General features: G+C 35.6%; 15 protein-coding genes and 1 other annotated feature. Of the genes, 5 read left to right on the forward strand and 10 right to left on the reverse strand.

Annotated features, from left to right (window positions below; genetic code table 11):
- Positions 1–187 precede the first annotated feature (187 nt).
- The gene (gene pheT / locus CD30_RS05985; RefSeq protein ID WP_036173841.1) at positions 188–2,596 is read right to left on the reverse strand and encodes a phenylalanine--tRNA ligase subunit beta; all 2,409 of its coding nucleotides are present in this window, start codon (positions 2,594–2,596) and stop codon (positions 188–190) included.
- 12 nt (positions 2,597–2,608) lie between these two features.
- Positions 2,609–3,646 (reverse strand): phenylalanine--tRNA ligase subunit alpha, encoded by a 1,038-nt coding sequence (gene pheS, locus CD30_RS05990; RefSeq protein ID WP_036173844.1) that lies wholly within the window; start codon positions 3,644–3,646, stop codon positions 2,609–2,611.
- Positions 3,647–3,905: 259 nt separating this feature from the next.
- Positions 3,906–4,136, reverse strand: a binding site (T-box leader).
- 236 nt (positions 4,137–4,372) lie between these two features.
- On the opposite strand from pheS, the gene CD30_RS05995 reads away from it, so the two are divergent.
- Positions 4,373–5,740 carry a methyl-accepting chemotaxis protein gene (locus CD30_RS05995; RefSeq protein ID WP_036173847.1) on the forward strand — a complete coding sequence of 456 codons (1,368 nt, stop codon included), beginning with the start codon at positions 4,373–4,375 and terminating at the stop codon, positions 5,738–5,740.
- A 50-nt stretch (positions 5,741–5,790) separates the two neighbouring features.
- On the opposite strand, the gene CD30_RS06000 is transcribed toward CD30_RS05995, so the two are convergent.
- The 4 genes from CD30_RS06000 to CD30_RS06015 all read right to left on the reverse strand — a co-directional run bounded on the left by CD30_RS06000 (position 5,791) and on the right by CD30_RS06015 (position 8,735).
- On the reverse strand, positions 5,791–6,549 hold the full coding sequence (locus CD30_RS06000) for a DUF2935 domain-containing protein (protein ID WP_036173850.1): 759 nt from the start codon (positions 6,547–6,549) through the stop codon (positions 5,791–5,793).
- A gap of 84 nt (positions 6,550–6,633) precedes the next feature.
- Positions 6,634–6,828, reverse strand: a complete 195-nt coding sequence (locus CD30_RS06005) for a hypothetical protein (RefSeq protein WP_036173853.1) — start codon at positions 6,826–6,828, stop codon at positions 6,634–6,636.
- A 96-nt stretch (positions 6,829–6,924) separates the two neighbouring features.
- Positions 6,925–7,689: a TrmH family RNA methyltransferase gene (locus tag CD30_RS06010; protein WP_036173856.1), complete on the reverse strand. Its 765-nt coding sequence runs from the start codon at positions 7,687–7,689 to the stop codon at positions 6,925–6,927.
- A gap of 176 nt (positions 7,690–7,865) precedes the next feature.
- Complete coding sequence (locus tag CD30_RS06015) at positions 7,866–8,735, reverse strand: YitT family protein (RefSeq protein ID WP_036173859.1); 870 nt, start codon at positions 8,733–8,735, stop codon at positions 7,866–7,868.
- Positions 8,736–8,937: 202 nt separating this feature from the next.
- Here CD30_RS06015 and sspI point away from each other — a divergent pair, with 202 nt between their 5' ends.
- Together sspI and CD30_RS06025 are read left to right on the forward strand one after the other, a co-directional pair.
- Positions 8,938–9,147, forward strand: coding sequence for a small acid-soluble spore protein SspI (gene sspI, locus CD30_RS06020; protein WP_036173862.1), 210 nt, complete (start codon positions 8,938–8,940; stop codon positions 9,145–9,147).
- A 158-nt stretch (positions 9,148–9,305) separates the two neighbouring features.
- Positions 9,306–10,685 carry an FAD-binding oxidoreductase gene (locus CD30_RS06025; RefSeq protein WP_036173865.1) on the forward strand — a complete coding sequence of 460 codons (1,380 nt, stop codon included), beginning with the start codon at positions 9,306–9,308 and terminating at the stop codon, positions 10,683–10,685.
- Positions 10,686–10,931: 246 nt separating this feature from the next.
- On the opposite strand, the gene argF is transcribed toward CD30_RS06025, so the two are convergent.
- The 4 genes from argF to rsgA form a co-directional block, all read right to left on the reverse strand.
- Complete coding sequence (gene argF / locus CD30_RS06030) at positions 10,932–11,897, reverse strand: ornithine carbamoyltransferase (RefSeq protein ID WP_036173868.1); 966 nt, start codon at positions 11,895–11,897, stop codon at positions 10,932–10,934.
- 1,400 nt (positions 11,898–13,297) lie between these two features.
- Positions 13,298–14,833 (reverse strand): AMP-binding protein, encoded by a 1,536-nt coding sequence (locus CD30_RS06035; protein ID WP_170933641.1) that lies wholly within the window; start codon positions 14,831–14,833, stop codon positions 13,298–13,300.
- Entirely contained in the window at positions 14,830–15,666 is an 837-nt protein-coding gene (locus CD30_RS06040; protein WP_052126065.1) for an SDR family NAD(P)-dependent oxidoreductase, read from the reverse strand. The genes CD30_RS06035 and CD30_RS06040 overlap by 4 nt, the downstream gene beginning before the upstream one ends.
- A gap of 107 nt (positions 15,667–15,773) precedes the next feature.
- Positions 15,774–16,856: a ribosome small subunit-dependent GTPase A gene (gene rsgA, locus CD30_RS06045; protein WP_235802008.1), complete on the reverse strand. Its 1,083-nt coding sequence runs from the start codon at positions 16,854–16,856 to the stop codon at positions 15,774–15,776.
- A 284-nt stretch (positions 16,857–17,140) separates the two neighbouring features.
- Here rsgA and CD30_RS06050 point away from each other — a divergent pair, with 284 nt between their 5' ends.
- Positions 17,141–17,665, forward strand: a complete 525-nt coding sequence (locus CD30_RS06050; RefSeq protein WP_036173871.1) for an RNA polymerase sigma factor — start codon at positions 17,141–17,143, stop codon at positions 17,663–17,665.
- Positions 17,662–18,843, forward strand: a complete 1,182-nt coding sequence (locus CD30_RS06055; RefSeq protein ID WP_036173875.1) for a hypothetical protein — start codon at positions 17,662–17,664, stop codon at positions 18,841–18,843. The genes CD30_RS06050 and CD30_RS06055 overlap by 4 nt, the downstream gene beginning before the upstream one ends.
- Positions 18,844–18,928 lie beyond the last annotated feature (85 nt).

The raw sequence follows: 18,928 nt of genomic DNA on the forward strand, positions 1-18,928 counted from the left end.
TGAGTACGGGCTTACGATTGATCGGTGGGTTTGTTGGTTTATCCAAACCGAAAAAAGAGGAGTTGCCAGAATAAATGGCAACTCCTTTTTATGTGATGAGGTTGATATGTGCGGGTTCACGAGATTTTGTTCGATTTTGCGAAGTTTAAGTGCGGGTTCTGCGATTTTATGTGCGAACCTCAACAATCTATCTCACTTCTGCACCAGCTTCAGCTAAAGCTTTTAACACTTTATCGTGTGCATTTGATACATCTTCATCTGTTAACGTACGTTCTGGATCGAAGTATGTTAACGTGAAGGCTACTGATTTCTTACCAGCTTCAATTTTATCACCTTGGTAAACGTCAAATACCTTTACGTCTTTTAATAACTTCGTACCGGCATTGCGGATAATACTTTCGATTTCTCCTGCTGGCGTTGTACGTTCTAACTCTAAAGCAATATCACGTGTTATCATTGGGAAACGTGGTACTGGTGTATAAACAAGCGCTTCTGTTGTAGCTTGTAAAATTGCATATAAATTCAATTCAGCTACATATGTTTCTTTTAAATCAACTTTCTTACGCTCAGCTGGATGAAGTCCACCGATAATTCCGATTTTTTCTCCATCTAATTTTATGATTGCTGTTTGGCCTGGGTGTAAACCATCCACAGCACCTTTTTCAAATGATACGCGATCAACTAAACCTAATTTATCAAATAAACCTTCAACAATACCTTTTGCAACAAAGAAATCAACGTTGCGTTTTTCACCTTGCCATGAGTGATCTAACCATTTTCCAGTTAAAATAAGCGCAAGATGCTCCTCTTCATATGGAAGACCTTCATCCGTCTGACCAAGGAAAACTGAGCCAATTTCATATAGTCCTACAGAATCTGCTTTACGTGCAATATTGTAGCTTGCAGATTCAACTAAATGCGGAATTAAACTTTGACGTAATGTAGTACGTTCCTCGCTCATTGGCATTAATAGTTTTGTTGTTTCTTCTACTTTTAACGCAAATTTTTGAGATAATTCCTCTGAAGTTAAAGAATACGTAACTGCTTGAAGCAAGCCCGCTCCTTCTACAAAGCTACGTACTATACGACGTTTTGCTTGGTATGGTGTTAAACCACCAACAGTCTCATTGCCTTCTGGTAAAGTCATCGGAATTTCATCGTATCCATAAAGTCTTGCAACTTCTTCTACGATATCTTCTTCAATTTTAATATCTTGGCGTCTTGTTGGTGCATCAATAATCAATAAACCATTTGCAGCTTCAACGTCAAATTTTAAACGATTTAAAATTGAAAGCATATCTTCCAAAGATATCTTCATACCAAGTCTTGCGTTAATGAAATCAGGAGAAACGACAACACGTGCTGGTGTTTTGTCCAATTCATCAACCATTACAGTACCTTCTAATGCTTCACCACCAGCAATTTCAGCGAGTAATTGTGCAGCACGTTCTGCTGCTGGAAGGACGCGATTTGGATCTACACCTTTTTCAAAACGAGCAGAAGCATCAGAACGTAAACCTAGTTCCTTCGAAGTACGGCGAACAGAGAGTCCATCAAAATATGCAGCTTCAATAACTACAGTAGTTGTTGATTCTGTTACTTCAGAATTTGCACCGCCCATAACACCTGCAATTGCAACTGGTTCTTTACCATTTGTAATAACCAAGTTATGCGCTTTTAAAGTACGTTCTTGATCGTCTAGAGTAACGATTTTTTCTCCTTCATTTGCTAAACGAACAACGATTTCTTTTGAGTTTAGCGCATCGTAATCAAAGGCGTGAAGCGGTTGACCATATTCCATAAGAATGTAGTTCGTAATATCCACAACATTATTGTGAGGGCGCACGCCAGCAGCCATTAAATAATTTTGTAACCAAAGTGGTGATTCAGCGATTTTTACATTTTTCACTACTTTCGCTGCATATAATGGATTTAAATCTGGTGCATCTGTACGCACTTGAATATAGTCATCTGCTTTTTCGTATGAAGTTTCATATTTGATTTCTGGAAGTTTTACTTCTTCTGATAAAATCGCTGCAACCTCATAAGCAACACCTAACATTGATAATGCATCGGAACGGTTTGGCGTTAATCCAAGTTCAAGAACGATATCGCGTAAGCCGATTAATTCTAATGCATCACTGCCTGGTGTTGCATCTTCTGGTAAAACGTATATGCCATCAGCATATGCTTTCGGTACAACACGACCTTCAATCCCAAGCTCTTGCAGTGAGCAAATCATACCGTTTGATTCTTGACCGCGCATCTTTGCTTTTTTAATTTTAACGCCACCAGGTAAGCGAGCACCTGGTAATGCAACGATTACTTTTTGTCCTTGATCAACATTTGGTGCGCCACAAATAATTTGACGAACATCGCCTTCGCCAACTTCTACTTGGCAAATGTTTAATTTATCTGCATCTGGATGCTTTTCCTTCGAAACAACGTAACCTACAACTACATTCGTCATTCCTTGAGAACGGTCGATGACAGCATCTACTTCAATACCTGAGCGTGTAATTTTTTCTGCTAAATCTTCTGGTGCTAAGTCTTTTATATCTACATATTGTTTTAACCAATTTAATGATACTAACATTATTTTACCCCCTTACCCTTCTGTACGATGGAATTGTGATACGAATCGATTGTCATTTGTATAGAAATGACGAATATCTTCCACACCGTATTTCAACATCGCAATACGCTCAACACCCATACCGAATGCAAAGCCTGAATATTTCTTCGGATCATAGCCACCCATTTCAAGAACGTTTGGATGTACCATACCAGCTCCTAAAATTTCAATCCAGCCAGTATGTTTACATACGTTACAGCCTGATCCTCCGCACTTAAAGCAAGAAATATCCATTTCTACTGATGGTTCAGTGAATGGGAAAAAGCTTGGGCGCAAGCGAATTTCACGCTCTTCACCGAACATTTTTTTCGCCATTGTATTAAGCGTTCCTTTTAAATCGCTCATACGAATATTTTCTCCCACAACAAGACCCTCAATTTGCATAAATTGATGAGAGTGCGTTGCATCATCATTATCACGACGGAACACTTTCCCTGGACAAATAATGCGGAACGGTTCACCATTTTTCTCAAGCATTGTACGAGCTTGAACAGGGGAAGTATGTGTACGCAATAAAGTTTCTTCTGTAATATAGAACGTATCCTGCATATCACGAGCTGGGTGACCTTTTGGTAAGTTTAATGCTTCAAAGTTGAAGTAATCTTTTTCAACCTCTGGACCTTCTGCTACTTCATACCCCATTGCAATAAATAGGTCTTCAATCTCTTCAACTACACGAGTTAATGGGTGACGGTTTCCTATGCGAACAGGACGTCCTGGTAATGTTACGTCAATTGCTTCTTTTTCCAATTGCTCTTGAATTGCTAATTCCTCTAGTTGAGCTACTTTTTGTTCTAATTTTTCTGTCACATTTTCACGCACAGTATTTACAAGAGCACCCATTTTCGGACGTTCTTCTGGAGATAATTTCCCCATTCCTTTTAGTAAATCTGTAATTGGACCTTTTTTCCCTAAATAAGCAACACGAACTTCATTTAATTCTTTTAAGTTCGAAGCCACTTCAATTTTCGCTAAAGCTTCTTGCTCTAATTGTTTTAGTTGTTGTTCCATTAATTATAACCTCCTTAGTTATTGAACCTTTTGGGTGGTATATGTTTTGAATTATCACGATTGAATCGCTCTATTTTGTGTCAATATCGATCTATTTTGTGTCCGAATCGATATAATTTGTGTCTGAATCGATACATTTTGTGTCCGAATCGACCCATCGCAATTGAATCGATCTTTTTGTGTCCTTATCGACCTATCACACTATTCTTCGATCGCACATTTCATCACTTCTCAAAACAAAATAAAAAACCCCGCCCCAAAAAGGGACGAGGATTATTCGCGGTACCACCCTAGTTATTGCAAATTTGCAATCACTTCATTACGATAACGACAATGTTGCCGGCATTCCTTTACAGCATACTAGCTGGTCCCGGAAGCTGCTTGCGAGGTGAACTTCAATATTCATTGATGCTATGCAAGCTTTCAGTCAACGGCTTGCATTCCCTTTTAGCTAATCGAACATTTACTCTTCTCGCTCAAGCGCATTTATAAGATGTATTAAAAAACAATCTGAATACATTCTACGATATTTTATTCATTGTTTCAAGGTGTTGTAACCATTCCCCGTCTATCTTTACACAAATTAACAATCCTATAATTTCCTTCATTTATCGTTATTATTCTTCTAATTATTATTTAACAATAAATTTTTTGAACTTTTGCACAATTTGTCATTTTTTAGTTTATAATGATGTTAATTAATATTACATAAAGAGGGGTGTTTTTATGTTATTCGTAAAAAAAAGGAAAGAATTAGCTTCCGAGTCAACCTCAGAACAAGCTCCTACAACTAATATAGATGGCCAAATTCAGGTAGCTGTCGATCAGTTAAAAAGTGTCGTAGAACAAATGGATCTTACCTCCATTGCTTTAAAAGACACAAGTGCAACGAGTAAAGAAAAGACGAATAAATTAATGTCGCATAGTGAAAAAACTGCAAATTATTCACTTCAAGTTGCAGAAAAAATGAAAGAAATCGAATCATCTGCTCTCCACATCTCTGCTTTCTCACAAGAAATACTATCAAATAGCCAAACATCCAATGAAGAACTACATCATTCTTTTGATTCATTCCAACTATTATTAAACAAATTTGAAAACATACGAAATAGTCATTATTCGCTACTAGAACAAATGAATCAATTGGTTGATCATTCAAATAAAATTCATGATATTGTTCATACAATCGGTTCGATTTCTCAAAAAACAAAGATCTTAGCCTTGAACGCCTCTATCGAAGCAGCGAGAGCCGGCGAACATGGAAAGGGATTTTCAGTAGTCGCAAATGAAGTTGGTAATCTTGCAAATCAAACTTCTCAAGCTGTTGATGAAACTAGAGAAACAATTAATTTAATTCAAAAAGAAATAAACACTTCTACTGAAATGGTGAAGATAGAAACAACTCAGGTTGAAGAAGGCTCTAATGAAATGAAAAAAATTCTTCAATCTATTAATGGATTTAAATCAAATTTAGCTGACATTACAAAAATGGTTCAAGAATCTTCTGAGGCCGTCGTCGATCAAAGAGATAGCCTACAAGAAATCTCAACCTTACTTCAAGAAATTTCACAAATGGCTATTGAAAATAAAGAATATGTGGATCAAGTAACCTTCGCCTTGGACAACCAGCATACGAACGTTGAAGAAATGCGTTCCATCAATCATACACTAACTGCCACTTCCGAAGAGTTACAATCTCTTGTAAAACAAAACCTAGATAATATTGAGATAGATAAAATGTTAGTTGGAAGGATGAAACAAACGCTATCTAAACAAGTTCAATCAGATAAACTTTTATCAATGGATATGTCGGTGCATCGTCAAGTTTTAGATGCTATTTTAGTAGAGAATAAACAATTAGAGGCAGTATGGACAAATCGATTGGATGGTACATTTGTTTATTCCAATCCAGCAGCTGCACTTGTCAATGCAAAAATGCGACCTTGGTTTATAGAAGCTTCGAAGGGAAAAGAATACATTTCTGATCCGTATATTTCTGCAGTGACCAAAAAGCACTGTATTACATTATCCTACCCAATCCTTGATGGTGAACAAATAGTAGGTGTATTAGGGGCGGACCTTTCGATCAATTAAAATAAAGAAAACCGTTTGGCTTATTTCTTCCAAACGGTTTATTTTCATTATTAACTTTTAGACTCAGCTAGCTTTGTTAAATAGTATTGTTCTTCTCTTAACATATGGTCAGCCATCGATGCGGTAAATGTCCCTAGTACCTCAGCACTTAGCTCCATTTCTTCTAGTTCATGCAGGAAGGTTTTGAATAGTCCCATTTCAATCTCTACATCATGGTTAAACTTCTGTAAAGCTGGGAATTTTTTTATATTTGTCCTTAAGTAGCCAGTTAATTCAACAGCCTTTAAATAAAACTGTTCAAAGTGTTTCGTAAACAATCTACTCTTTTCCTTCAACCTTTTTTCAACACCATCCATTCGGGCATCTATTGCATTCGCATGACCTGATGCATCCACTAACCAAATGAGATGATGATGTAGCTCATGGAAAATAGGAGGAGTTTTTCCTTGTTTAAGATAGCTTAAAACATGTAAATATTCTTCTAACTCGTTCACCATATGATTGATAAATGTGGGCGTTAAATGAATACGTGCATTTCCAGTTAAATGTTTTTTAATGAGGGAAAGTTTAAAAGTACGTAGTTTGTTTGCAGCGTCCTCACAAAGTTGAGAAAATGAAATCACATTTGTATCGTTAAGGGAATTTACTTGTGCTAGTAACTGATCAAAGTGTTGAATAAAAAAAGTTGCTTTTTCAATATCCGACTTTTCGGAAGGATAAAGTGAATCGTGAATAAAACGCGAATGATCCCCTAATACCTGAAGCCAAAACCGATGTTCATAAACCGCGCTCTTTAGGAAACTTTTCAAGCTATTCACATCTCCTTTTTTCACTTCGTACCTACTTTATTCGTCGTGTGCATCATTTATGACTAATCAGTATATTCATTCAACCTAAATTTTTTTATCAAACAAATGAATTTCTTCCTCTTTCGTTTCTTCTACTTTCTTTATCTGTTTCTTTAAATCTGTCATTTCATTTTTTAACTCTTTGATTAGTCTTGAGTTATCAATACCTCTTGTTACAGCATTTCTAATAATACCGTATAATAACAATAAAAATGCTAGACTTAAAATTATGTAATCCATATCTGCCTCCTGAAATTTTTGATGTTTTCATTTTACCATTTAATACAAATTATGGAATACAAAAAGGACCAAATCATCTCGATCTGGTCCTAATAATTATTTTTTAATAAATTGATATAGTAAAATTCCTGTTGCTACTGCAACATTTAAAGATTCCGCTTGTCCTAAAATAGGGATAATCACGTTTTGATCTGTTTTATCGAGTAATTGTGGATGAATGCCACTACCTTCATTCCCCATTATCACAGCAAAGGCATCAGATTTCTCAACATCTGTGTAACCAATCGCATCATCTAATGCCGTTCCATAAACTGGAACCCCTTTATCTTGCAGCTGATCTACCCACTCTAATAAATCTCCACGAACAACTGGGATATGGAAATGAGAACCTTGTGCTGCACGAACAGTTTTTGGATTATATGCATCCGCACTTCCTTTACCTAAAATGACTGCATCAATTCCAGCAGCATCAGCTGTTCGAATCATCGTTCCCACATTGCCAGGATCCTGTACAGCATCCACTAACAATACTTTGTTCCAGTTTTGCATGTCATTTTCAGTTACGTTCAATTGTTTACAATGGGCAAATACTCCTTGGGAAGTTTCCGTTTCAGCAATTTCTTTAGCAACCGTATCCGTAACCTCTATAATCATTACATTGTCTATTGACCATAGTAAAGGTAAATCTACACCTTCACGAACAATCAGTTGAATGATTTGGTCTTTGTTTTTTAAAGCTTCTTCTACTAAATGAAACCCTTCAATTAAAAACTCGCCTGTTTTCTCACGTTCTTTTCGCATTGTTACAAGCTTTTTCCAATGTTTCACTAATGCGTTTTGAGTCGATTCGATTCTCTTCATGATTTTTTCCGCCTTTTACAATTTCATATTGGTCTATTTTACATGATTGACGGCGAACTGTAAAAACCGGAGATATACTACTAACGAAAAAACTAATCCGGTTCGCTCTACCCCAAAAAAATCCGCGATACTTCTTGTCCAATAAGAAGTCGCGGATCTCTCGATTAAAATTTAGTTTAGTGTATATCGTTCTTCTTAAAGTTTCCGCCTCTTACTTCAGCAACATCATAAACTGTTACGAAAGCCGATGGATCAAGGTCACGAATAATTTCTTTCATTTTACTTTCTTCTAAACGGTTAATAACACACGTAATTTCTCTAAATTCTTCGTTTGAATAGGCACCACGTACAATATTGTATGTAGCACTACGACCTAATCGATCTCGAATTGCCTCAACCATTTCTTCTGGTTCACTTGTAATAATTTTAAACGTTTTTGAACCACTTAAACCTTCTTCAACAATATGAATGACCTTTGAAGCAATGAAATATGCGATTCCGGATAGGATTGCCCCCTGTAACCCAAATACAAAGGATACAACAATAAAGACAAACATATTTAAGAATAGGATTAAATCACTTGTCCCAAAGGGTAATTTTTTAGAAAGCAAAACAGCTAGCATATCAATACCATCAAGGGCACCACCATTACGAAGTGCAAGACCCATACCAAAGCCGAGAATAATACCACCAACAACAGTTACTAGTAGAGTATCCCCCTCAATAATCGCTGGGATATGATGCATCCAAACTGTACCAATAGCAAGGGAAACAATACCAAGAACTGAGTACATTGCAAAGGTTTTACCTATTTGTTTATATCCTAAAAAAATGAACGGTATATTTAAAATAGCAATAAGAACGCCTAATGGTATACCAAAAAGTTGTGATCCTACGATGCTAAGACCTGTCACACCACCATCTGATACATTATTCGGGATTAATACTGCTTCTAATCCATACGCTGCAATAAACCCACCAATTATTACCATAACTCCACGAATTAAGAGCATGGTTTTATTGGATTTGTCTTTCGTATTCCCCATGAAATTTCCTCGATTCTAATTTATTCTCTCTCTATAATAATTATATAAAAGTTCTACCAATGGAGCAAAGCAATCGCACAGAAAATTGATAAATCGATATATTCGATTTATTTTTTTATATAATATCATCTTTAACAAAAAATTATATTTTATGTATAGTTTCGTTCAATAGTAACAGACTACAATTCGAGGAGGCGATTGAATGAATTTTCAAATTCGAGAAGCAATTACACAAAATGTAAAAGGCGATAGTGCAACTGATTTTCGCAGTACTGTAGAAGATGCTATTTCTCGTGGTGATGAACATTTACTACCAGGTCTTGGTGTCTTCTTAGAAAAATGGTGGCAAAGTTCAAGTGCTACAGAGCAGGAACAATTTACAGAGAAATTATCACAAGCCTTTAAAAATTAATTAAAAGTAACTGACTCTTTTCATTAGCACCCCTAATAAGAGTCAGTTTTTTATTTTCAGAAAAAATAGACTTATTTGTCATTTCATCTTACATATTTTACTCTGTTCGACTACAATAAAAAGTAGTTTCATATTATTTAAAGTTTGAGGTGTACAACATGTCTTATATTGTTTCAACAGTTGTTGAAGAACTGTTAACTGTTTTAAAAGAAGATCAAGTTACAACAAATGAAACGGTTCGTGAATTACATGCAAAGGATGAATCACACCATAAACCTATTTTACCTGATGTAGTTGTATTTCCACGCTCCACAGAAGATGTGCAAGCTATTGTAAAACTTGCCAGTCAACACCTTATACCAATTGTTCCATTTGGTGCGGGTTCGAGTTTAGAAGGAAACTCAATACCAGTGCACAAGGGTATTTCCATTGATTTTTCACAAATGAACGAAATATTAGAAATTAGTCCTGAGGATTTGCTAGTTAAAGTACAGCCTGGTGTTACACGACTTCAGTTAAATAAAGAATTAAAAAAACACGGCTTACAATTTACTGTCGATCCAGGTGCGGACGCATCAATAGGTGGAATGGTTGCAACAAATGCAAGTGGTACAACAGCCGTACACTATGGCGTCATGCGAGATCAAGTTCGTGATCTAGAAGTAGTATTAGCTGATGGTTCTGTTATTCATACAGGAAATTTAGCAGTAAAATCTTCATCAGGATATCATTTAAATGGGTTATTCGTTGGTTCTGAAGGCACATTAGGCTGCTTTACTGAAATCACCATTCAAGTTTATGGAATTCCTGAATTCGTAACGGCAGGACGTGCAGTCTTTGAGACAGTCGATGCTGCTATTGATGCTGTAACAGTCTTAAGACAAGCTGGCATTCAAATTGGGCGAGTCGAATTAGTTGATGCATTTTCTGTTCGCCAGGCGAATATTTATAAGGAAACAAATTACGAGGAAAAACCAACCATTTTCTTAGAATTCCATGGCAATCAATCTGGGATGGAAGAAGATGTTGCCTATACAAAAGAAATCTTTGAGGAATTTGGCTGTCTGAGCATTTCATTTGAAACAGATACAGCTTCGCGAAATAAATTGTGGGAAGTCCGTCACCATATCGCATATGCTTATACCCATGGATATCCGGGAAGAAAAATGATGACAACGGACGTTTGTGTGCCCATTTCTAAGCTTGCTGCTGCAATTCGTTTTGCGCGAACACAGATTGAGGAAACTGGACTTGAAGGTGGCGTTATAGGTCACGTTGGCGATGGTAACTTCCACGCAATGGTAATGTTCGATACAAATTCAGAAGACGAGGTTGCCCGTGCTACTAAATTTAATGAAAACCTCGTGGAATTTGCCTTATCTCAAGGCGGAACATGTACTGGGGAACATGGAGTTGGTATTGGAAAATCAAAATATCAACAGAAAGAACACGGGGCTGCTCTTCAAGTTATGAAAGCAATAAAAGTAACATTAGATCCAAACAATATTATGAATCCTGGAAAGATTTTTATAGATTGATAATTCATGAAGTGGGTATTAGATTACCCACTTTTTTAGCTTTTATGGCAGACAAAAATTAAAAGGCAATCCAGCGTCTCCCAGATTGCCTTTACTTATGTAGCGATGCGTTTTTCCACCTAGAAATCAACATCGCATTCATTATCACTTTAAATCAATTGCGGCGAGTCCCCCACAAATTGATTTAAGATTTAACTGAACTAGTAAAAATACACAACCCGTATATTTTTACTGTTTTATTTCTTTTTATGAAAGAACTGACGCTAATACTGCCTTTTGAGCATGTAATCTGTTTTCAGCTTGCTCAAAAATATAGGAGTTTGGCCCATCAATAACTGAGCTAGCAACTTCTTCTTCACGATGGGCTGGTAAACAGTGCAGGAACATGTAATCAGATTTCGCGTGAGCAACTAAATCATCATTAATTTGATAGTCTTTAAAATCTACTAGTCGTTTTGCCGACTCTTCTTCTTGCCCCATTGAAGTCCAAACATCTGCATATACTGCATCTGCCCCTGAAACAGCTTCAATTGGATCATATGTTACAGTTACTTGACTACCATTGGCTTGAGCAATATTTTTTGCTTTTGCAATAATTTCAGTATCACACTCATATCCAGGTGGTGTTGCTACTGCTACATTCATCCCTACATGAGCTGCAGCTACAACTAAAGAATGGGCTACGTTATTGCCATCTCCAACGTAAGCAATCTTTAATCCTTTCAAAGTGCCTTTATTTTCATAGATTGTTTCAAGATCTGCTAATGCTTGGCAAGGATGATAAAGGTCCGTTAATCCATTGATTACTGGAATTGACGCGTTATCTGCTAATTCTTTTACCATTTCATGTGAGTTTGCACGAATCATAATGGCATCTAAATAACCAGATAAAACTTTCCCTGTATCAGAAATTGGTTCACCACGTCCGATTTGCATGTCACGAGAATGCATAAACATTGCTTTTCCGCCTAGTTGATTCATCCCTACTTCAAATGAAATACGAGTACGTGTTGAATGCTTTTCGAAAATCATTCCTAGCGTTTTGCCCTCTAATAATTTAGGACATTTGCCTGCTTTCGTAATCGTTTTTAACTGAGTAGCTAATTTAACTAAGTCATGTACTTCTTCACTTGTATAATCAAGCAGCGTCAATAAATCCTTGCCCTTTAAACTAGACACCAATTTAAGCTGCACCTCTTCTAACAATTTCATGTAGCATTCCGCTCCCTTATTTCTGATGATGTAATTCATTATACATATGTATATTTATTAAATCAAGTGAATTTTTATGATTAATTAGAGTGGATAAAATTAAATGTTTATTCATTTTAACCAAAGGAAAGTTGTACATATGATATTTTTTTCGAATATTAATTTGTATTAAGTAATAAATATTCTTTCTATTTGTATGCATTTTTATTTTTATACAAAAACGGTTTTATGATAGATTTGGAGCTTACACGTTTGAGGATATCTAGATTCTGGGTGATTTAAGCGATGTGTAGACTTGGTGTCTATTATCCAATCACACCTTCCCCTTTGTCTATTATCCACTCGGCTTTGTCTATTATCAGCCCCTGTTTGTCTATTATCCTAGCGGGTTTGTCTATTATCCGATTACGCTTTCCTCCTTCGTCTATTATCTACTCGGCTTTGTCTATTATCAGCCCCTGTTTGTCTATTATCCTAGCGGGTTTGTCTATTATCCGATCACGCTTTCCTCCTTCGTCTATTATCTACTCGGCTTTGTCTATTATCTGCCCCTGTTTGTCTATTATCCTAGCGGGTTTGTCTATTATCCGATCACGCTTTTCCCCTTTGTCTATTATCCACTCAGCTTTGTCTATTATCTGCCCATGTTTGTCTATTATCCTAGCGGGTTTGTCTATTATCCGATCACGCTTTTCTCCTTCGTCTATTATCCACTCGGCTTTGTCTATTATCAGCCCATGTTTGTCTATTATCCTAGCGGGTTTGTCTATTATCCGATTACGCTTTCCTCCTTCGTCTATTATCTACTCGGCTTTGTCTATTATCTGCCCATGTTTGTCTATTATCCTAGCGGGTTTGTCTATTATCCGATCACGCTTTTCCCCTTTGTCTATTATCCACTCAGCTTTGTCTATTATCTGCCCATGTTTGTCTATTATCCTAGCGGGTTTGTCTATTATCCGATCACGCTTTTCTCCTTCGTCTATTATCCACTCGGCTTTGTCTATTATCAGCCCATGTTTGTCTATTATCCTAGCGGGTTTGTCTATTATCCGATTACGCTTTCCTCCTTCGTCTATTATCTACTCGGCTTTGTCTATTATCTGCCCCTGTTTGTCTATTATCCTAGCGGGTTTGTCTATTATCCGATCACGCTTTTCTCCTTCGTCTATTATCTACTCGGCTTTGTCTATTATCTGCCCCTGTTTGTCTATTATCCTAGCGGGTTTGTCTATTATCCGATCACGCTTTTCCCCTTTGTCTATTATCTACTCGGCTTTGTCTATTATCAGCCCCTGTTTGTCTATTATCCGACCGATTTTGTCTATTATTCATTTTCACTAAAAAAGCAAGTAGAGAAAAGTATCAATTTTCTCTACTTGCTTCATTTATGATTCCAGCTACTTAAACTGCTTTTTATCGAGTTTCCCTAATGGTGTGTAGGGCATTTCGTTTAGAAATTTGATTTCCTTAGGGAGTTGGTATCTTGCAACTTTTGGACGTAGCCATTCAACTAATTCTTCTACAGAAAGATTCGAATTTCTCTTTCTAACTACATACGCCCTTAATCTTTGGTCAAATTGTTCATCCTGTACTCCTATAACAGCCACTTCCTCGATTTCAGGATGTTCCATTATTACTTGTTCCATTTCAACTGGATATACATTAATTCCACCAGAAATGATCATATCATCCACTCGCCCACATAAAAAATAATAACCCAATTGATCGCAATAGCCTAAATCCCCAGTTTTACGCCATTTTCCCTTCTCATTCCCTATCGACCAAGCATTTTGTATACAAAACTGACCGATTTCTCCTACGTTTACTTCATTCATATTATCATCCAATACCTTTAAACGAGTACCTTCTATCATTTTACCGACCGTTGATGAGGAATATTTTAAATCACGCGGGGTTGCTATAAAATTCAATCCAACTTCAGTTGTTCCGTACAAATTATAAAGTACCTCGCCTAAACTATGAAAAGTTTCTTCAATTAGTTTCGGATTCAACTTCGCACCACCTGAAGCAATACAAGATAGAGTTTTTAATGCATTTTTATCTGTATGTAGCATTCTCTGAAGCATTGTAGGAACAACTGTGACAATATCCACCTGATGTTTTTCGATTAATTGACAAGCTGTTTGAGCATTAAAGCCTCTACTAATCACCATTTTCTTTCCTAAAGGAATGAATAAAAGTAGTACAGCAATTCCATACCCATGATAAATGGGAGTAGCGATATAGCCAGTTTTATAGTTCAAGATATTTAGTCTTTGTATAAAAGCAGCAAATGGATTTAAATAATTAAATAGTGACGGTCTATGTTCTGCTTGCTTCGATTCACCTGTTGTACCACTTGTTGAAAGTACAAGCTTACTTTGGTTTCTTCTAGGAAGATACATTTTTTCTGGAGAATCAAAATAAAGAAATTGATTTATCGCTGGCAATTCATCATGATAGCTTAATAATTTATTCCCTGTAAATTCCGATTCATCAATAATTGAACTTAATTCAACATCGTAAATGAATAGATCAAATGAATTCCGCCTAACGATACGACCTAATTGAGTAGCACTTATTTCAGTACTAACGAAATAAATATTTACACCTAATCTAGAAAGGGCAAAAATTGATTTCACAAGAATTGCGTGGTTTTTACACATAATAGCAACCTTTTGATTCTCTTGAAGATTTAATTTATCAATCAGAGTTTTTGCAATCCCATTAGATTGTTCAAATAATTGTTTATATGTTAATACTTCATTATCATCAACGAGGGCAATTTGGTCTGAATATTTCTTCTGCGCAAAGTGTAATAAAGTCATTAAATTGATGCCACATTTCATTATAGAAGCAGTTAAATGAAATATAGCGACAGGTGACAGTAATTTCACTTTATACAATACGTAAAAAAGATTAACTATTTTCATAGACTCCCCCGCTTATCTCGCTTTGTAAAATCACGAAAACTCTCCATAAAAATTGATGCTATCTGCCCAAATAATAACCACCATGGCTGATACTTTTTCTTTTTCGTATACATATTTTTGCATATTATTTTAGCAGCATGTTGAGGTGACATCGCAGGAACTTTTTTATAAGCCGATGTTGGTTCAATCATAGGGGTTCTGACTAATGGTAGATAAATGCTTGAAACAACAACTCCACTTCTCCTTAACTCAGGTGCTACAGATCTTAAAAATACATCATATGCAGACTTTGAAGCCTGATAAGCTGAAAAATAAGGTACTGGGGCAAGACGAACATTAACAGATGAAACATTGATGATTTGGCCATGCTTACTCCGAAGTGCAGGAATCATAGAAAGCAACAATTGTACTGGGGCAAAGTAATTAATCGCCATTGTTCGTGAGAAATCATGAAATCTATCAAGAGATTCAAAGATGGATCGGTTAATAGAGAGCCCCGCATTGTTTACGACTATATCAATCCCCTTTGGAAATGAATGTAGAAAATCTAAAAAGGCTCCCATCTGTTCCTCATTACGAAGATCTGCTTTATATATGTTAACTGTTGCAGAGGCCTTACTTTCAATTTCATTTTTTATTGCGGAAAGTCGTTCCTCGTTTCTTGCAACTAATATTAGATGACAATGAACATCGGCAAGCTGATAAATCACTTGCGCTCCTATTCCAGAGCTTGCCCCTGTAATTAAAATCGTTTTTCCAGAAAGATGACGCATTAACTTCTTTTCATTTAAATATGTAGGTAGAAATATACATGACTCAATCCATTTTTTCATTTTGTAATGTCACCTATTTCTTTTGTCGTTAGCCTGCTTTATTTAACTATACCTCGTTTTTACTTTATAAAAAAGAACCGGCTCGATTTGAACCGATTCTCTTGATATTATCTGCCCTTTTTCTTTTTTTGCTCTTTGATGAATTTCCGAGCGTTTTTCATGCCGCCCTTTCCACCAAACATCTCATTGATTTTTTCTTTTTCAATCATTTTTGAATTTAAACCGTCATACTTTGTTTCTTTTTTCAGTTTCAGATAGCTTTCTAATCTTTCTTCCTTAATAATTCCATCCTGTATAGCTTTTTGTACTGCGCAGTTTGGCTCCATACCGTGAGTGCAATCGTTAAATCGACATTGAGAGGCTAGTTCGTCAATATCAGAAAATGCCTTTGATAAATTAGCACTAATCACCCCTATTTCTCTCATACCAGGAGTGTCAATGACAACACCTAATTCAGGAATCATGAATAGTTCACGTCTTGTCGTTGTATGCCTCCCTTTATCATCATTACGAGTATCGTTCGTTTCTAATACACGATGACCAAGAAGTCTATTGATTAAAGTGGATTTTCCAACACCCGACGATCCAATGAATGCAACTGTCTTGCCATTAGAAAGATATTTTTTTATCGATTGATATCCATCATCAGACATACTAGTTGTTACAAGTACGTCCACACCAAATGAAATAGAGGATACTTCATTTAGTTTATATTCTATGTCTGAACATAAATCTGATTTAGTAAGAACAATAACAGGTACCGCACCACTATCCCAAGCGATTGAAACATATCGTTCTAACCTTCGAAGATTAAAGTCATTGTTAAGTGACATACATATGAAAACTGTATCAATATTTGCCGCAACTACTTGTGTATCGTTTTTATTACCCGCTACCTTTCGTACAAACACACTCTTTCGTGTCAATACATGATGTATTATACCTTCGCCCTGTAAGCTATCTATCCGATCAACCATCACAAAATCACCGACAGCAGGATATTCAGAAGGACCGATTAAATTGTGACGAAATTTACCTGATATTTTTGCAGTCATTTCGCCCTTCTCCGTCATCACTTTATATCCATTTTTATATTGAGAGGTTACTCTACCTATATAAAAATTTTCATAGTTATTAGACTCCTGTATAAATCGTTCTGTGAGTCCAAGATTCTGCATATTAATGTTCAATTTTATTGCCTCCTAAAGTAATCATTACCTTTGGGAGGTTTTATGCAAATATGCTTTATTTAGCACATACCTCCCTAATGATTACAATCTCCTTGTTCATCTTGTTTTTCATAAAAACAACTCCTTTCACCTTTTGATACAATATACCATAATCTACTCTCTAAACTAAATATGGTTAATCTTAATCTTTATCTATAAAAAATAAAAGAAAACTTTTTATCCCTTGATGTAACATTTATTAAAATTCTTTCGTTCCATTTATAGCAATTAGAAGGGAGCACTCTATGATTGATACAGAACAACTCATTCAACAGGCAAAGTCAGGGGATTTAAGTGCATTTGAGGATCTAATTGCACAATATATCCCTACCATTGAGCGATTTGCTTTTCAATGCGGTGTACCTTTTCATCATATTGACGATGTGACGCAAGAGGTTTGCATAAAGTTGTATCGTTTTTTACATCAGTATGAAGGTGGAAAATTTACAACTTGGCTCTATCAAGTGACTTTAAATGTTGTACGAGATGATTACAGAAAACAACAAACAATGCATACTAAAATAGCTCATTATCAAAAAGAAGCAGCCCAACAGCTTTATGAAAAATTTAACTTAGATTTTGATGAGGATTTACATCAAGCCATTATCCAACTTGATGACAATTATAAAATTCCGATTGTACTATTTTATTTTCACGAGCTTACATACAAAGAAATTGCTAAGGTTTTACATATTTCAATGCCGAACGTGAAGCTTCGTTTATTACGAGCAAAGAAAAAATTAAAAAGCATTTTGGAGGGGAATTTATGACAAAGGATTTGGAAAAGCGATTGCATCGTTTAAAACAAAGTTATGAAAAGCTTCCATTGCAATCAGATCGAAATGAAATCGTAGGTCAGCTTTCTACTATTAAAATTGAAGGGAAAAAAGCGAAGAAAAAATTCATTTTACCAGTTCCTGCACTTGTATTTGTTACTTTTATTTTTTTAGGAACAGTTAGTACACTTTGGATTATCAACAATCCAAATTTAAATTCAAGTTTACAAGATACAGAAATGAGTTCAACTGAAAACGAAGAATCTGAAGATTTGAATACTGTCATTTGGGCACAGCAAATGAAGGAAAGAATTGATGATACTATTACTCAAGCTTCCAATGAATTAGGTTTAACAAATGAACAAATAAAAACTCTTCAATATATCCAATTTGCTTATACAACATTAAATTATAGTTTAGATTTAGTAGAGCATAATAAAATATCTCCGGAGAAATTACAAGATACGGAACAGGACATCATGACTGCGATTCAATCACCAAAAAAGATGCTAGAGGATATAAAAGATCGGGAAAAACTATCGTTACAAGAAGAACAAGCGTTTTTACAGGAATATGGGGATAAAGTAATGCAGCTTTCTTCTCTTTATAACGAACTTCTCACAACAAATAGCTTGCAAGGAAAAGAGCCGTTATTAAATGACCAAGGTTTCTTTTTATCAACAAATAAAAGAGGGGCTGTTTATCAATATAACTTCGAAGCATATGAAGCGTTGTTTACCGAAAAGTTTTCTCCGTCTGCTTTAAGTTATTTTGAAGTTTTATCAATGCAGCCTTATTTTTATGCTGGAGATTTTTTGTACTCACCAGAAGAAATGGCTAAGTCGTTAGTGAAATTAGAAACCCTTTTAACAAATGAAGACTATGAACATTTTCAAGACTATGAATTAGTGAAATCCTATTATGAGATTGGGATGCTGAAGCTTTTTACTGGAACAGATACTTATAAAATAAAAGAAAACAATGTCTATACTTCAGGTTTCCTATCAGTGTTAAATCAATTTATCGACGAGAATAGTGTTGTAAGTGAATTGTCAAAAACTATTTTGCAAGAAATCAAAACAGGGAATCATTCTGAAACACTTGAAAAGTTAACCTCTGAAAAAATTTGGATGGAATTATTGAAGAATAAGTATCCAGATGTTTCGTTTTAAAAATACTTAGGCACCTCTTAGAAGGTGCTTTTCATTTAAATATAAAAAACCTTCTAACTTTCTTTAGTTAGAAGGTTTTATAAGC

The sequence above is a fragment of the Ureibacillus massiliensis 4400831 = CIP 108448 = CCUG 49529 genome, from assembly GCF_000772965.1.
Taxonomy (GTDB): domain Bacteria; phylum Bacillota; class Bacilli; order Bacillales_A; family Planococcaceae; genus Ureibacillus; species Ureibacillus massiliensis.

Bases quoted from the DNA above. Each gene is read 5' to 3' on its own strand.
- pheT (WP_036173841.1), bottom strand. From the start codon at position 2,596: ATGTTAGTATCATTAAATTGGTTAAAACAATATGTAGATATAAAAGAC.
- pheS (WP_036173844.1), bottom strand. From the start codon at position 3,646: ATGGAACAACAACTAAAACAATTAGAGCAAGAAGCTTTAGCGAAAATT.
- CD30_RS05995 (WP_036173847.1), top strand. From the start codon at position 4,373: ATGTTATTCGTAAAAAAAAGGAAAGAATTAGCTTCCGAGTCAACCTCA.
- CD30_RS06005 (WP_036173853.1), bottom strand. From the start codon at position 6,828: ATGGATTACATAATTTTAAGTCTAGCATTTTTATTGTTATTATACGGT.
- CD30_RS06010 (WP_036173856.1), bottom strand. From the start codon at position 7,689: ATGAAGAGAATCGAATCGACTCAAAACGCATTAGTGAAACATTGGAAA.
- CD30_RS06015 (WP_036173859.1), bottom strand. From the start codon at position 8,735: ATGGGGAATACGAAAGACAAATCCAATAAAACCATGCTCTTAATTCGT.
- sspI (WP_036173862.1), top strand. From the start codon at position 8,938: ATGAATTTTCAAATTCGAGAAGCAATTACACAAAATGTAAAAGGCGAT.
- CD30_RS06025 (WP_036173865.1), top strand. From the start codon at position 9,306: ATGTCTTATATTGTTTCAACAGTTGTTGAAGAACTGTTAACTGTTTTA.
- argF (WP_036173868.1), bottom strand. From the start codon at position 11,897: ATGAAATTGTTAGAAGAGGTGCAGCTTAAATTGGTGTCTAGTTTAAAG.
- CD30_RS06035 (WP_170933641.1), bottom strand. From the start codon at position 14,833: ATGAAAATAGTTAATCTTTTTTACGTATTGTATAAAGTGAAATTACTG.
- CD30_RS06040 (WP_052126065.1), bottom strand. From the start codon at position 15,666: ATGAAAAAATGGATTGAGTCATGTATATTTCTACCTACATATTTAAAT.
- CD30_RS06050 (WP_036173871.1), top strand. From the start codon at position 17,141: ATGATTGATACAGAACAACTCATTCAACAGGCAAAGTCAGGGGATTTA.
- CD30_RS06055 (WP_036173875.1), top strand. From the start codon at position 17,662: ATGACAAAGGATTTGGAAAAGCGATTGCATCGTTTAAAACAAAGTTAT.